Below are 13769 nucleotides of genomic sequence, written 5' to 3' on the forward strand. Positions count from 1 at the left end.
CGGAGAGTTACAGCCAGCTCTGCTGGACAGGCGCGCCTTCGGTGCGCTCCGCCCGGGGCATCTCAATGGCCAGGGTTGACAGGTGTTTGGCCCACAGGTCAGCCACCCATTTTACGCCGCGCGCGGTAAAGCGTGCCTGAGACCAGGTGCGCTCGTTTTCACCCACGCCGCTGTGCAGGGTAAAGTAGCCCGCATCGATGTGGTGCTGCGGCGGAACCAGGTTGCCGCCGACGCGCTGCATGATGTTGCGCTCCAGCAGAAACTCCCGGAACTGGGGCTCTTTGGCCTTGAGGATCTTACAGAGCTGGCGGAAGCCCAGCGACTCCTTCACCTGCACGAACTGATCAAAGAACGCCGCCTTGGGGGCCCAGAGCGCAAGCTGCTCTTCGGCGCGCTGGCGCTTTTCATACTGCTCGGCCCAGGCGCGCGCCGCCGCCGCCGGGTTGGTGAAGTCCGGGATATTGACGTTTCTCTCCTGCTCCTGCCAGCGATCGAGCATGGCGGCAGTGAAGCCGGGGGAGATACGTGAAACCGTCAGCAGGGAGTCCCGTTTGTTCAGCAAAAACTCCTGCCGCGTTTCACCTTCGCGCTCATACAGGCTGGTCGTGACCGGCTGCGAAAGACGCTGCGCCGTTTCCAGGCTTTGCACCATACGCTTGACCTCGGTATGGGCAATACCGGTCAGCTTCGCGATTTCGCGGCTGCTGATGGTGGCAAGCTGGCCACTGGACTGGAAAGTTTCAACAGGAATTACCATAGGTTTCACCCCTCACTCATACATTACTCGGGTAATTTGCTCTAATAGTATACAAATACCTGTTCAAATATCCAGTATAATTTTTAAACGATCATCTTCAATGCCGCGCCACGCCTAAGTTGCGGTAACTAAGGCTGTTTCTGGTTTTCACTTTTTTCAGACGCACCAAAATGCGCAGTGTCGCCGTGCCCGTGTTCTCCGCTGCCCTGCACGCGCTTAAGCTGAATCACCTCCCCGCGCTGCCAGGCGTTGGCCCCTTCCGCTACCGGGTGGGCCAGGATATCGGCCCGCCGGGCTTTGATCTCCTGAGTATCGATCTTCAGGCGACGATCGCGATCCGCCAGCAGCGCCGGATCGAGTTGTCCCTCTCCGGTAAAGCCCATCATCAGCGCCGGGATGCCGAGCGGCAGGGTTTTGTCGCGATCCGTATGCCAGGTGTGCCAGGTTTTGCCGTAGGTGTTGACGATTTTATTCATCAGCGCCTTGTCGGCGACCGCAGGCAGACCGGGTGCCACCAGGCTGCCCGATTTCACTTCGTACTGGTGGCTGTGCCAGAGCTGTTTCTCCTCCGGCGGCAGGGTGTTAAACAGGCGCTCGCTGATGATGTACTCCACCCCCATCAGGCGGGCATCTTTGGTATTGCCGTCATAGATGACCGCCTGCATAACCTCTTCATTGAGCACGGTCACGTAGTGATGGGCCTCCATCTGCCCGTTTTTATCCCCGCTGTAAAAATGAAAACCGTCCAGATACGCACTAATAGCCTCCACCGGCGGCCGCGACTGGATAACCTGAGCCCCCGTTTCCAGGGTACTCAGGGTGGCAGAGGTATCTTTACCGGGGAGAGGAGCCTGTGGCGGGGTGTTGTTCGCGCCGCAGCCGACAAGCAGCAGGACAGCAAGATTCAGAGGTAATGATTTCATTGGCACTCCCTTTCATAAAACCTGGTTATGAAGGTAGTGCAGATGAGGGAATTGATCCGGCATATCTGAGAAAAAACAGCGGCTTCGCTCGTTTTCATCCGCAACGGTAAATTGTCTGTATATGCGCAAAATGTGGTGTCGAACACACGAAGTCACTCAGTTTCGTCTAAGGTTTTCAGGTGATTAATGGCAGCGGTCGCGCTGCCCGGAGAACCCAGGAGAACAACCATGATGAGACCTCAGCAGCACGCAGCACTGCGGCTGGCGATTGGCGGCATCCTGCTTGGGATTACTGCCTTCAGCTATGCGGACGAACCGTCCGGCGCAATGAAACAAGCCCCTGATATTCTGTTTGGTCCACTGTTTAACGACGTGCAAAGCGCCAAACTTTTCCCCGATCAGAAAACCTTTGCCGATGCCGTACCGAAAAACGATCCCCAGACGATCCTCGCCGACTACCATATGCAGCGTAAACAGTCCGGGTTCGATCTGCGCCACTTCGTGGAGATGAACTTCACCCTGCCGACTGAAAAAGAGAAATATGTGCCGCCAGCGGGTCAGACCCTGCGGGCTCATATCGACGGGCTGTGGCCAGTGCTGACGCGCACCACCTCCAGCGCCGGGAAGTGGGATTCGCTGCTGCCGCTGCCGCAACCCTACGTGGTGCCGGGCGGGCGCTTCCGCGAGATTTACTACTGGGACAGCTACTTCACCATGCTCGGGCTCGCGGAGAGCGGCCACTGGGATAAAGTCGCCAGCATGGTGGACAACTTCGCCTATGAGCTCAACAGCTGGGGCCACATCCCTAACGGCAACCGCAGCTATTACCTGAGCCGCTCCCAGCCGCCGTTCTTTGCTCTGATGGTCGAACTGCTGGCGACGCACGATAAAGACGCCCTGAAGAAGTACCGTCCGCAGATGGAAAAAGAGTATGCCTACTGGATGGAGGGGGTGGATGCCCTGCAGGCGGGCCAGGCCAGCCAGCGCGTAGTGAAGCTGGACGATGGCGCAGTGCTTAACCGCTACTGGGATAATCGCGATACGCCACGCCCGGAATCCTGGCTGGATGACATCAACACCGCGAAAAAATACCCCAGCCGCCCGGCGACCGAGATCTACCGGGATCTGCGCTCTGCCGCCGCTTCCGGCTGGGACTTCAGCTCGCGCTGGATGGACGATCCGCAGCAGCTGGGGACGATCCGCACCACCAGCATCGTGCCGGTGGATCTGAACGCCCTGATGTTCAAGATGGAGAAACTGCTGGCGAAGGCCAGTCAGGACGGGGGTGACAGCGAAGCCGCCAGCCGCTACGAGGGTCTGGCCGCCGATCGTCAGAAAGCGATGGAACGCTATCTGTGGAACGACAAACAGGGCTGGTACGCCGATTACGATCTGAAAAACAAACAGGTTCGCGATCAGCTGACCGCCGCGGCGCTGTTCCCGCTGTACGTTAATGCTGCCTCGCAGGAGCGCGCGGACAAAACGGCGAAGGCCGCTGAAGCCCAGCTGCTGAAAGCCGGGGGCATTTCGACCACCACCGTCAACAGCGGCCAGCAGTGGGATGCGCCTAACGGCTGGGCTCCGTTGCAGTGGGTGGCGACCGAAGGTTTGCAGAACTACGGCCATAAAAAAGTGGCGATGGACGTGACGTGGCGCTTCCTCACTAACGTTCAGCACACCTACGATCGCGAGCAGAAGCTGGTGGAGAAGTATGATGTCTCGACGACCGGCACCGGCGGCGGCGGTGGCGAATATCCATTGCAGGACGGCTTTGGCTGGACCAACGGCGTGACGCTGAAGATGCTGGATCTGGTTTGTCCGCAGGCCAATCCTTGCGACAAAGTGCCCGCCACGCAGCCCGCGGCCAATGATGCGTCGGTAAGCACGACGCCATCGACCACCAGCGAGCAACCGGCAGCGAATAGTTCATCGACAACCAGTGACCAGCCAGCAGCAACAACCCCACCGGCCACAACCGATCGGCCAGCGGCCAATGATGAACCGGCAGACGCACAGAAAAGCGTCGGCCAGCAGTAACCTCCAGGCCGCCCGGCGGTGCTATGCTTGCCAGGCCTGGAAGGTCAAAGGCGACATGTAGGCCGGGTAAGGCTTAGCCGCCACCCGGCATGTTGCACCGGTGCAGGCCACAAAAAAACGGCTCTAAACAAGAGCCGTTTTATACGTTTCAGGCGCGTCGCACCATTCTGTAAACAAGTAGCACGATAATGGCACCCACCACAGCCACCAGAAAACTTTGCAGGTTAAATCCGGATACACTGCCGCCGATGCCAAACATCGTTGCCAGCCAGCCGCCGACAACCGCACCTACGACCCCAAGGATACAGGTCACAATAAAGCCGCCGCCATCACGTCCCGGCATGATGAATTTCGCGATAACGCCAGCAATCAGACCAAATACAATCCAGGCGATGATACCCATAGCAATGCCCTCTTGCAGAGTTAAGCCCGTGCGGAACACCGGCCCGCGCAGGTAATACTAAGTATAGGCAATAGCGGGAAAACCAGTTTTACTACACCGACTTAATTGCGGCTGAGGCGAAAAATAATTACCGGTTTGTATTAAGTTCCGCGCCAGCGTGCCGATAACGCATCCACAGACTGTCATCAATGAAGGAGCCCTGGGGCGTGAGTAATTACAGTGAGCAGTTCCTGAAAACGAATCCGCTGGCGGTGCTAGGTGTAATACGCGATCTGCAAAAAAATGACGTACCTGTCCGCATCAGCTGGGGGAGCAACCAGTTCATCAGCAAAATTCTGGATGCGACCCCGGAGCGCCTGGTCATGGATTTGGGCAGTCAGGAGTATGAAAACCGCGCGGTGCTGCGCGCAGAAAACATCACCGTGGCCGCTGATACCCAGGGAGCGAAAGTCGAATTCGAACTGCCGCGCATTGAGCAGGGCAACTACCAGTCTCTGCCCGCCTTTATCACCCCCCTTCCGACATCGGTGTGGAGCATTCAGCGCCGGGAATATTTCCGTATCAGCGCCCCGCTGCATCCGGCCTACTTCTGCAAAGCCAAAATGCCGGACAAGAGCGTGATCCGTTTTCGTCTGCACGACCTGTCGCTCGGCGGCATGGGTGCGCTGATGGATACCGCCAAACCGGAAGGTCTGGTGGAAGGGATGCGTTTTTCGCAGATCGAACTGGATATGGGCGGCTGGGGTCGCTTCTTCTTCGATGCGCAGCTGATCACGGTAAGCGAGCGTAAAGTGGTGGACAGCAAAAACGAAACCATCACCACGCCGCGTCTGAGCTTCCGTTTTCTTAACGTCGGGCCAGGGCCGGAGCGCGAGCTGCAGCGGATCATCTACTCGCTGGAGCGCGAAGCGCGGGAACGTGCTAACAAAGTGCGTTGATCGCCACCGGGCAGCGCGACGCTGCCCGGCAGCCGATTACATGGCGTCCATCGCTTTCTGCACTTTCCAGATATAGCGCGGTGCCTGCGGTGCGGGGTGGTTATTGACGACATGCTCAAAGAACTCGTCTTTATCCATATCGTTGATTTCGGCTATCGCCTTTTTGCGATCCGACGAGAAGGTGCGCAGCAGCGCGCCCGCGCCGTTAACGTACGAGACCACCAGTGCATATTGCATTACTTCCGGATCGTCGATTCCGTTCAGGATCCCGTGCTCAAGAATGCTCAGATAGGCGGTACCCATGGAGATATTGCGCTCCGGGTTTTTTAGCTCGCTGGTGGAGGGTTGCCCGCTCCAGCCCATGTGCCGGTAAACCTCGCGCCCGGCGGTGGAGGCTTTAAGCTGCATCAGGCCCACCGCGTTCGATTTACTGACCAGATTCGGGTTACCGCCCGACTCCACCGCAATGATGGCCGTCACCAGACGCGGACTGACGCCCCAGGCTTCACCGGCTTTTTCACTGATCGGCATCCACTGCATCGCCCGTTTAACCGGGACTTCCGGGTTCCATTCCGGCTTCTGGTAATCCTGCTTTGAACTGCATCCTGCAAGCAACACAATCAAAAAAGCAAACCATCTTAATTTCACGTCATCTGTCCTTATGGTCATTCATCGCTGTTACCCTATCCTCCGCTTGATGAAGGACGCGCTCAGGCGGCATGATATATACATTCAGCTTTATAAGTCAGCAAGGAAATGCCATGTCTCAGTTTCATCTCATCGCACCATCAGGTTACTGCATTAATCAGGAAGCGGCGCAACGGGGCGTGGCGCGATTAATGGAAGAGGGCCATCAGGTACAAAATCAGACGATTATACCCCGCCGCCAGCAGCGATTTGCCGGTACCGAGGCTGCGCGCCTGAATGATATCAACGCCCTCGCCCGCCTGTCCGGGGCCAACCAGATTGTGCTGGCGGTGCGCGGCGGTTACGGTGCCAGCCGTCTACTGACGCAGGTCGACTGGCAGGGGCTGGCGAAACGTCAGCAGCAGGACCCTTTGCTTATCTGCGGTCACAGTGATTTCACGGTGATCCAGCTGGGCCTGCTGGCGCTGCACAACGTCATCACCTTCAGCGGCCCGATGCTGGCGGGCAATTTCGGCGCGCCAGAACTGAACGCCTTCACTGTAGACCATTTCTGGCGGGCGCTGCGTAATTCTACCTACTCCGTCGAGTGGCAGGGCGATGGCCCGCAGTGCGAATGCGAAGGCCAGCTATGGGGCGGCAATCTGGCGATGGTGGTGTCGCTCATCGGCACCCCATGGCTCCCCGCCATTGAGAACGGCATCCTGGTGCTGGAAGACATCAACGAACACCCGTTCCGCGTCGAACGTATGCTGCTCCAGCTGCTTCACGCGGGCATTCTCGACCGTCAGCGGGCGATTGTGCTCGGCAGCTTCAGCGGAGCAACCCCCAACGATTACGATGCCGGATACTCTCTTGCGACCATGATCGATTATCTGCGCGCCCGGGTGTCGGTGCCGATTATCAGCGGGCTCGATTTCGGCCATGAACAGCAAACCGTCACCCTGCCGATTGGCGCACAGGCGACGCTGGTTCATACATCAAGGGGAAGTTCTTTAACGTTGAGCGGTCATCCGGTGTTAAAGGCATAAAAAAAGCCCCTTAAACGCCCGATTTCCGCGCTGTGAGGGGCGTTAATATGTTAGGGTTTTAATAACAGTCACCACGTCGGGCAGGGAGTACGCAAACATTGGATGCCACAGCAATAATCAGTCTTTTTATCCTGGGTTCAGTTCTTGTAACCTGCAGTATTTTATTGAGTTCATTTTCATCACGTCTTGGCATCCCCATTCTGGTTATTTTCCTCGCCATCGGCATGCTGGCGGGGGTTGATGGCATCGGCGGTATTCCCTTCGATAATTACCCGTTTGCGTACATGATCAGTAACCTCGCCCTGGCGGTGATCCTGCTGGATGGCGGGATGCGCACCCAGGCCAGTTCGTTTCGCGTGGCGCTGGGCCCGGCCCTGTCGCTGGCGACGGTCGGGGTGCTTATCACCTCCGGCCTGACCGGGATGATGGCGGCGTGGCTGTTTAAGCTGGACATTATGGAAGGGCTGCTGATCGGCGCGATTGTGGGCTCAACCGACGCCGCGGCAGTCTTCTCGCTGCTCGGCGGCAAAGGGCTGAACGAACGTGTCGGCTCGACGCTGGAGATTGAATCCGGCAGTAACGATCCGATGGCGGTGTTTCTGACCATCACCCTGATTGAGATGATCCAGCAGCATGAAACTGGCCTGAGCTGGATGTTCGCCTGGCACATCCTTCAGCAGTTTGGCTTAGGCATCATCATTGGCCTCGGCGGGGGCTATCTGCTGCAACAGATGATCAACCGTATTTCGCTCCCGGCGGGGCTCTATCCGCTGCTGGCGCTGAGCGGCGGGATTTTGATTTTCGCCCTCACCACGGCGATGGACGGCAGCGGCATTCTGGCGGTCTATCTGTGCGGCTTCCTGCTCGGCAATCGCCCTATCCGCAACCGCTTTGGCATTCTGCAAAACTTTGACGGCCTGGCGTGGCTGGCGCAGATCGGCATGTTCCTGGTGCTGGGGCTGCTGGTGACGCCGTCGGATCTGCTGCCGATTGCCATTCCGGCACTGCTGCTGTCGCTGTGGATGATCTTCTTTGCCCGTCCGCTGTCGGTGTTTGCCGGTCTGCTGCCGTTCCGGGGCTTTAACCTGCGCGAGCGGGTGTTTATCAGCTGGGTGGGGCTGCGCGGCGCGGTGCCTATCATCCTCGCGGTATTCCCGATGATGGCCGGGCTGGATAATTCCCGTCTGTTCTTTAACGTGGCGTTCTTTGTGGTGCTGGTGTCGCTGCTGTTCCAGGGCACGTCCCTGTCGTGGGCGGCGAAAAAGGCCCGCGTGGTGATCCCGCCGGTGGGCTGGCCGGTCTCCCGCGTGGGGCTGGACATTCACCCCGAAAATCCGTGGGAGCAGTTTGTTTATCAGCTCAGCGCCGATAAGTGGTGCGTGGGCGCCTCGCTGCGCGATCTGCATATGCCGGAAGAGACGCGCATTGCCGCCCTGTTTCGCGATAACGCCCTGCTGCACCCGACCGGCAGTACCCGGCTGCGCGAAGGGGATATTCTCTGCGTGATTGGCCGGGAGCATGACCTTCCTGCCCTCGGCAAGCTGTTCAGCCAGTCGCCGCCGGTGGCGCTGGATCAGCGCTTCTTCGGGGACTTTATTCTGGAAGCCAGCGCCAAATTCGCCGACGTGGCGTTGATCTACGGCCTGGACGAGGGGCTGGAGTATCGCGATAACCAGCAGACGCTGGGCGAGATTGTGCAGAAGCTGCTGGGTGCCGCACCGGTCGTGGGTGACCAGGTGGAGTTCGCCGGGATGATCTGGACGGTGGCAGAGAAAGAAGATAACGCGGTGCTGAAGGTGGGTGTCCGCGTGGCGGAGGATGCTGAAGAGTAGGCCCGGTAAGCGTAAGCGCCACCCGGCGTTTGACTCCGGTGCTGATGCCGGGTGGCGGCTACGCCTTACCCGGCCTACAAAACTGCTTTTATATCGTAACCACCGGCACCCGCGGCGCTAGCGCGGTTAACAACTCATACCCGACGGTGCCCGCTGCGGCGGCAACGTCGTCAACTTTCACCTCGTTGCCCCACAGCTCAACCGGCGTACCTATCCCCGCCTGCGGGCACGGAGTCAGGTCAATCGCCAGCATATCCATCGACACGGTACCGACCGTGCCGGTACGCACGCCGTCCACCCATACCGGGGTACCGGAAGGGGCAATGCGCGGATAGCCGTCGGCGTAACCTCCGGCAACAATGCCGATCCGCTGCTCGCCCGGGGCGCGGTAGCGGCTGCCGTAGCCCACGGTATCCCCCGCCTTCAGGGTCTGAACGCCGATAATTTCGCTGCGCAGGGTCATCACCGGCTTCAGGCCGCTGTTGGCAATATCCTGCCACTGCCCGGACGGTGACGCGCCATACAGGACGATCCCCGGACGCACCCAGTCAAAATGCGCCTCCGGATGCCAGAGCGTCGCCGCCGAGTTAGAGAGCGAGCGCGGGCAATCCAGCCCCTCTGCCGCCTGCTCGATGCGCTTCATCGGTTCGGCAATGCCCTCCGGCTTTTCCGCATCGGCGAAATGGGCCATCAGGGTCATCTCCCCGACGTTCTTCAGCGCCCGCAGCTGTTGCCAGACGCTGTGAACCCGCTCCGGCTGGAAACCGAGACGGTTCATGCCGCTGTTCACTTTCAGATAAATATCGAGCGGGGCGTGGAGCCTGGCATTCTGGAGCGCCTTGACCTGCCAGTTGCTGTGCACGCTGGTGGTCAGGCGGTACTTATCAAACAGGGGCAGCTCATCTGCGTGGAAAAAGCCTTCGAGCATCAGGATCGGCCCTTTCCAGCCGCGCTCGCGCAGCAGGATCGCCTCTTCGAGATTGAGTAGCGCAAAACCATCAGTCGCGCTTAATGCACTCCAGACGCGATCCAGACCGTGGCCATAAGCGTTAGCTTTGACCACCGTCCAGACGCGTGAAGCTGGCGCAGCGCGACGGACAATTTGCAGGTTATCCTTCAGGGCCTGCAGATCCAGCTGAGCCAGAACGGGACGGGACATGACGACTCCTTGTTAGTTATGCGCGCCGTGTAAATGCTGTGGACGTGACGGCGTGAACCCCGGACGGTAGCGCGCAACGCTTAAATCATCGAACGGAATAGCGGGTGTGCGCCCGGAGATCAAATCACTGAGTAACTGCCCTGAACCGCAGGCCATTGTCCAGCCCAGGGTGCCGTGTCCGGTGTTCAGCCACAGGTTCTTAAACGGTGTCCGCCCGACTACCGGAGTGCCGTCCGGGGTCATTGGACGCAGCCCGGTCCAGAAGGTCGCCTGTTCAATAAAGCCGCCGCGCGGGAACAGGTCGCCAACGACCATCTCCAGCGTTTCCCGACGCGGTTGCAGCAGCTCAGTGTTAAAGCCGACGATTTCCGCCATTCCTCCCACGCGGATCCGGTTGTCAAAACGGGTGATCGCGATTTTGTATGTTTCATCAAGGATAGTTGAAACCGGGGCGCCGCTGTCCTCTTTCACCGGGATGGTGAGCGAATACCCCTTCAGCGGGTAGACCGGAATATCCACGATGCCTTTCAGCATGGCGGTGGAGTATGAGCCGAAGGCCATGACATAAGCGTCGGCCTTGACCACTTCATCGCCACAGAGCACGCCGTAGATGTTATCCCCTTCATACAGCAGCTTATCGACGGCGGTGTTGTAGCGGAATTTGACGCCCGCCTGCTCTGCCATCTGTGCCAGATTCTGGGTAAAGAGCTGGCAGTCGCCGGTTTCGTCATTGGGCAGACGCAGACCGCCGGTCAGCTTGTGCGCCACCTCGGCGAGGGCCGGTTCCACCTGCGCCAGCTGGCTGGCTTCCAGCAGTTGATACGGGACGCCCGCGTCCTCGAGGACGGCGATATCACGGGTGGCGTTTTCGTACTGCTGGGCGGTACGGAACAGCTGCAGGGTGCCCCCCTGACGGCCTTCATACTGGATGCCGGTGGAGGCGCGCAGCGCTTTCAGGCAGTCGCGGCTGTACTCCGCCAGACGCACCATCCGCCCTTTGTTTTCCATATAGTGCGAGGTGTCGCAGTTGCGCAGCATCTGCCACATCCACTTAAGCTGGAACTGCGTGCCGTCGAGGCTGATCGCCAGCGGCGCATGGCGCTGGAACATCCACTTAATCGCCTTCAGCGGAACGCCCGGTGCCGCCCAGGGCGCCGCGTAGCCCGGAGAGATTTGTCCGGCATTCGCAGCACTGGTCTCCAGTGCCGGACCCGGTTCCCGATCGATAACGGTCACATCGTGCCCGGCCTGACTTAAGTACCAGGCGCTGGTTACGCCAACGACGCCACTTCCCAGTATGACAACACGCATAGCCACTCCATTTATAAGCAAAAGAACAATCTTCTGGTTACATATTGATAACCCAGCTGAAAATATTATTCAACATAGGCATTTTTTATGGTGACTTACCTCACACCTTCCCCATATGACGGGGCTGGAGGGTATTTGGCATCTCCTGCTGCGCGGCATTTTTAACCAGCAGATTATGCTGTTGACCACCCCGTTTTCGCCATCGCCGCGACGGGAAATCGCAAAGAAAAAAAATAGCGTGCCAGCACGCTTTTGAATGCTGTGTTCTATGCTTGAAAAGAGGTTCTCCAGACAGAGAGAGCTACCAACAACGAGGGCGCGCTAATGGCTACTATTGATTCCATGAATAAGGACACCACACGTCTGAGCGATGGACCCGACTGGACATTCGAGCTGCTGGACACCTATCTGGCGGAAATTGATCGGGTGGCGAAACTCTACCGTCTGGACGCCTACCCCCATCAAATCGAAGTCATTACTTCTGAACAGATGATGGACGCTTATTCGAGCGTGGGGATGCCCATCAACTATACCCACTGGTCGTTTGGTAAAAAATTTATTGAGACCGAACGCCTGTATAAACACGGCCAGCAGGGGCTGGCGTATGAGATCGTCATCAACTCCAATCCGTGTATAGCCTACCTGATGGAAGAGAACACCATCACCATGCAGGCCCTGGTAATGGCGCACGCCTGCTACGGGCATAACTCGTTTTTCAAAAATAACTACCTGTTCCGCAGCTGGACCGACGCCAGCTCGATTGTCGATTACCTGATTTTCGCCCGGAACTACATCACCGAGTGTGAAGAGCGCTACGGGGTGGAAGAGGTCGAGAAGCTGCTGGACTCGTGCCATGCGCTGATGAACTACGGCGTGGATCGCTATAAACGTCCGCAGAAGATCTCCCTACAGGAGGAGAAAGCCCGGCAGAAAAGCCGCGAGGAGTATCTGCAAAGCCAGGTGAATACGCTGTGGCGTACCCTGCCGAAACGGGAAGAGGAGAAAGCGGTGCCTGAAGCGCGCCGTTATCCCTCCGAGCCACAGGAGAATTTGCTCTACTTTATGGAGAAGAACGCCCCGCTGCTGGAGCCGTGGCAGCGTGAAATCCTGCGCATCGTGCGTAAGGTGAGCCAGTACTTCTATCCGCAAAAACAGACCCAGGTGATGAACGAAGGCTGGGCGACCTTCTGGCACTACACCATCCTGAATCATCTGTACGATGAAGGCAAAGTGACCGAGCGCTTTATGCTGGAGTTCCTGCACAGCCACACTAACGTGGTGTTCCAGCCGCCTTACAACAGCCCGTGGTACAGCGGCATCAACCCGTACGCGCTGGGCTTTGCGATGTTCCAGGACATCAAGCGTATCTGCCAGAACCCGACGGAAGAGGATAAATACTGGTTCCCGGATATCGCCGGTTCCGACTGGCTGGAGACGCTGCACTTTGCGATGCGCGACTTCAAGGACGAGAGCTTTATCAGCCAGTTCCTGTCGCCGAAAGTGATGCGTGATTTCCGCCTGTTTACGGTGCTGGATGACGATCACAACAACTATCTGGAGATTTCGGCTATCCACAACGAAGAGGGGTATCGCGAGATCCGCTCCCGCCTCTCGGCCCAGTACAACCTGAGCAATCTGGAACCGAATATTCAGGTCTGGAATGTGGATCTGCGCGGGGATCGCTCCCTGACGCTGCGCTATATCCCGCACAACCGCGCGCCGCTGGATAAGGGGCGCAAGGAAGTTCTGAAGCACGTGCACCGTCTGTGGGGCTTTGACATTATGCTGGAGCAGCAGAACGAGGATGGTAGCGTTGAGCTGCTGGAGCGCTGCCCGGCAAAGGGGAATATGTTGTAATTCGGTGCGGCCTGTTTGCCGGGTGGCGCTTCGCTTACCCGGCCTACAAAGATTGCAGATTTTGTAGGCGGATAAGGCGCAGCCGCCACCCGGCAAAAAAAACCTCTCAAGCGAGAGGTTTTTTATTTTAGCGTCCGTGAATTGCCAGATCGCCCGGGAGGGTTTTCTGCATCCGGTGCCAGATCTCGCCGCTTTCATGGCCGTAGCGACGTACGGTTTCATACACCTGGTCGTGCTGACCTTCAGAGCAGAGCTCGCTCAGCTTGTGGTAGAAACCCAGCGCCAGGCTGCGGGCTTCCGGGTTGGCGAAGTAGTGACGACCGATGCGGGTATAGAGCCCCTTCATGCCGTTGAGGATTAGGCCGTAAATCGGGTTGCCGGAGGCAAACGCCAGCCCGCGGAAAACGTTGTAATCCAGCAGGGCAAAGGCGTCGGCGTGATCTTCTACCGCCGTGGCGCGGGCCAGGACCTCCAGCGCCTTATCCGGATGCTGGCGGAACGCCGTACGGATAAAGATGGTGGCGATGTTGGTGCGCACGGAGAGCAGGTTGTCGATCAGCTGCGGCACGCTCTCGTGATCGAGGCGCGCCAGCGTCTCAAGAATATTCAGGCCCGACGTTTCCCAGAAGTTATTCACTTTGGTCGGTTTGCCGTGTTGGATCGTCAGCCAGCCGTCGCGGGCCAGTCTCTGCAACACTTCACGTAAGGTGGTACGTGTGACGCCAATCAGTTCAGAGAGTTCGCGTTCTGCGGGAAGGATCGAGCCTGGGGGAAAACGGTTATTCCAGATGCTCTCGATAATGTACTCTTCCGCGAAACCCGCCGGGCTTTGCGCCTTAATGACCATAGTGAGTTTTCCATTAACTGCTTTTTACA

Annotated in this window: 11 protein-coding genes and 2 pseudogenes; 5 read left to right on the top strand and 8 right to left on the bottom strand. The window is 58.3% G+C overall.

All coding sequences use genetic code 11. The features are described 5' to 3' along the window. Positions 1-7: 7 nt before the first annotated feature. Positions 8-757, bottom strand: a complete 750-nt coding sequence (locus ACOYA6_RS09300) for a phage antirepressor KilAC domain-containing protein (RefSeq protein ID WP_039030760.1) — start codon at positions 755-757, stop codon at positions 8-10. A gap of 128 nt (positions 758-885) precedes the next feature. Continuing rightward, positions 886-1680 (bottom strand): OBAP family protein, encoded by a 795-nt coding sequence (locus ACOYA6_RS09305; RefSeq protein WP_223073881.1) that lies wholly within the window; start codon positions 1678-1680, stop codon positions 886-888. 228 nt (positions 1681-1908) lie between these two features. Here ACOYA6_RS09305 and treA point away from each other — a divergent pair, with 228 nt between their 5' ends. Continuing rightward, positions 1909-3717, top strand: coding sequence for an alpha,alpha-trehalase TreA (gene treA, locus ACOYA6_RS09310; RefSeq protein ID WP_139565385.1), 1809 nt, complete (start codon positions 1909-1911; stop codon positions 3715-3717). Between the two features lie 148 nt (positions 3718-3865). Here the strand turns inward: treA and ACOYA6_RS09315 are convergent, their stop codons facing one another. Then, positions 3866-4120, bottom strand: a complete 255-nt coding sequence (locus ACOYA6_RS09315; protein WP_039030762.1) for a GlsB/YeaQ/YmgE family stress response membrane protein — start codon at positions 4118-4120, stop codon at positions 3866-3868. Between the two features lie 206 nt (positions 4121-4326). Between ACOYA6_RS09315 and ycgR the strand changes: the two genes are divergently transcribed. Beyond that, entirely contained in the window at positions 4327-5058 is a 732-nt protein-coding gene (ycgR, locus tag ACOYA6_RS09320; protein ID WP_138369316.1) for a flagellar brake protein YcgR, read from the top strand. Positions 5059-5094: 36 nt separating this feature from the next. Here the strand turns inward: ycgR and emtA are convergent, their stop codons facing one another. Continuing rightward, positions 5095-5706 carry a membrane-bound lytic murein transglycosylase EmtA gene (gene emtA / locus ACOYA6_RS09325; protein ID WP_039030763.1) on the bottom strand — a complete coding sequence of 204 codons (612 nt, stop codon included), beginning with the start codon at positions 5704-5706 and terminating at the stop codon, positions 5095-5097. Positions 5707-5819: 113 nt separating this feature from the next. Here emtA and ldcA point away from each other — a divergent pair, with 113 nt between their 5' ends. Continuing rightward, a complete protein-coding gene (ldcA, locus tag ACOYA6_RS09330) occupies positions 5820-6734 on the top strand; it encodes a muramoyltetrapeptide carboxypeptidase (RefSeq protein WP_039030764.1) in 915 nt (304 codons plus the stop codon). A gap of 98 nt (positions 6735-6832) precedes the next feature. Further along, positions 6833-8500 (top strand): annotated as a pseudogene (locus ACOYA6_RS09335) (potassium/proton antiporter); the annotation flags it as partial. On the opposite strand, the pseudogene ACOYA6_RS09340 reads toward ACOYA6_RS09335, so the two are convergent. From ACOYA6_RS09340 to ACOYA6_RS09350, 3 genes and pseudogenes are all read right to left on the bottom strand, one after another. Beyond that, a pseudogene (locus tag ACOYA6_RS09340) lies at positions 8501-8554 on the bottom strand (hypothetical protein); the annotation flags it as partial. Positions 8555-8654: 100 nt separating this feature from the next. After that, the gene (gene dadX, locus ACOYA6_RS09345) at positions 8655-9725 is read right to left on the bottom strand and encodes a catabolic alanine racemase DadX (protein WP_039030766.1); all 1071 of its coding nucleotides are present in this window, start codon (positions 9723-9725) and stop codon (positions 8655-8657) included. Positions 9726-9737: 12 nt separating this feature from the next. Continuing rightward, positions 9738-11036 carry a D-amino acid dehydrogenase gene (locus tag ACOYA6_RS09350; protein WP_039030767.1) on the bottom strand — a complete coding sequence of 433 codons (1299 nt, stop codon included), beginning with the start codon at positions 11034-11036 and terminating at the stop codon, positions 9738-9740. A gap of 324 nt (positions 11037-11360) precedes the next feature. Between ACOYA6_RS09350 and ACOYA6_RS09355 the strand changes: the two genes are divergently transcribed. Then, positions 11361-12893: a SpoVR family protein gene (locus tag ACOYA6_RS09355; RefSeq protein ID WP_039030768.1), complete on the top strand. Its 1533-nt coding sequence runs from the start codon at positions 11361-11363 to the stop codon at positions 12891-12893. Positions 12894-13020: 127 nt separating this feature from the next. On the opposite strand, the gene fadR is transcribed toward ACOYA6_RS09355, so the two are convergent. After that, the gene (fadR, locus tag ACOYA6_RS09360) at positions 13021-13740 is read right to left on the bottom strand and encodes a fatty acid metabolism transcriptional regulator FadR (RefSeq protein ID WP_422654589.1); all 720 of its coding nucleotides are present in this window, start codon (positions 13738-13740) and stop codon (positions 13021-13023) included. Between the last annotated feature and the right edge of the window lie 29 nt (positions 13741-13769).

This window comes from Leclercia barmai (assembly GCF_049312895.1).
Taxonomy (GTDB): Bacteria; Pseudomonadota; Gammaproteobacteria; order Enterobacterales; family Enterobacteriaceae; genus Enterobacter; species Enterobacter barmai.

Excerpts from the sequence above, each read along its gene's own strand:
- ACOYA6_RS09300 (WP_039030760.1), bottom strand. The coding sequence starts at position 757 with ATGGTAATTCCTGTTGAAACTTTCCAGTCCAGTGGCCAGCTTGCCACC.
- ACOYA6_RS09305 (WP_223073881.1), bottom strand. The coding sequence starts at position 1,680 with ATGAAATCATTACCTCTGAATCTTGCTGTCCTGCTGCTTGTCGGCTGC.
- treA (WP_139565385.1), top strand. The coding sequence starts at position 1,909 with ATGATGAGACCTCAGCAGCACGCAGCACTGCGGCTGGCGATTGGCGGC.
- ACOYA6_RS09315 (WP_039030762.1), bottom strand. The coding sequence starts at position 4,120 with ATGGGTATCATCGCCTGGATTGTATTTGGTCTGATTGCTGGCGTTATC.
- ldcA (WP_039030764.1), top strand. The coding sequence starts at position 5,820 with ATGTCTCAGTTTCATCTCATCGCACCATCAGGTTACTGCATTAATCAG.
- dadX (WP_039030766.1), bottom strand. The coding sequence starts at position 9,725 with ATGTCCCGTCCCGTTCTGGCTCAGCTGGATCTGCAGGCCCTGAAGGAT.
- ACOYA6_RS09350 (WP_039030767.1), bottom strand. The coding sequence starts at position 11,036 with ATGCGTGTTGTCATACTGGGAAGTGGCGTCGTTGGCGTAACCAGCGCC.
- ACOYA6_RS09355 (WP_039030768.1), top strand. The coding sequence starts at position 11,361 with ATGGCTACTATTGATTCCATGAATAAGGACACCACACGTCTGAGCGAT.
- fadR (WP_422654589.1), bottom strand. The coding sequence starts at position 13,740 with ATGGTCATTAAGGCGCAAAGCCCGGCGGGTTTCGCGGAAGAGTACATT.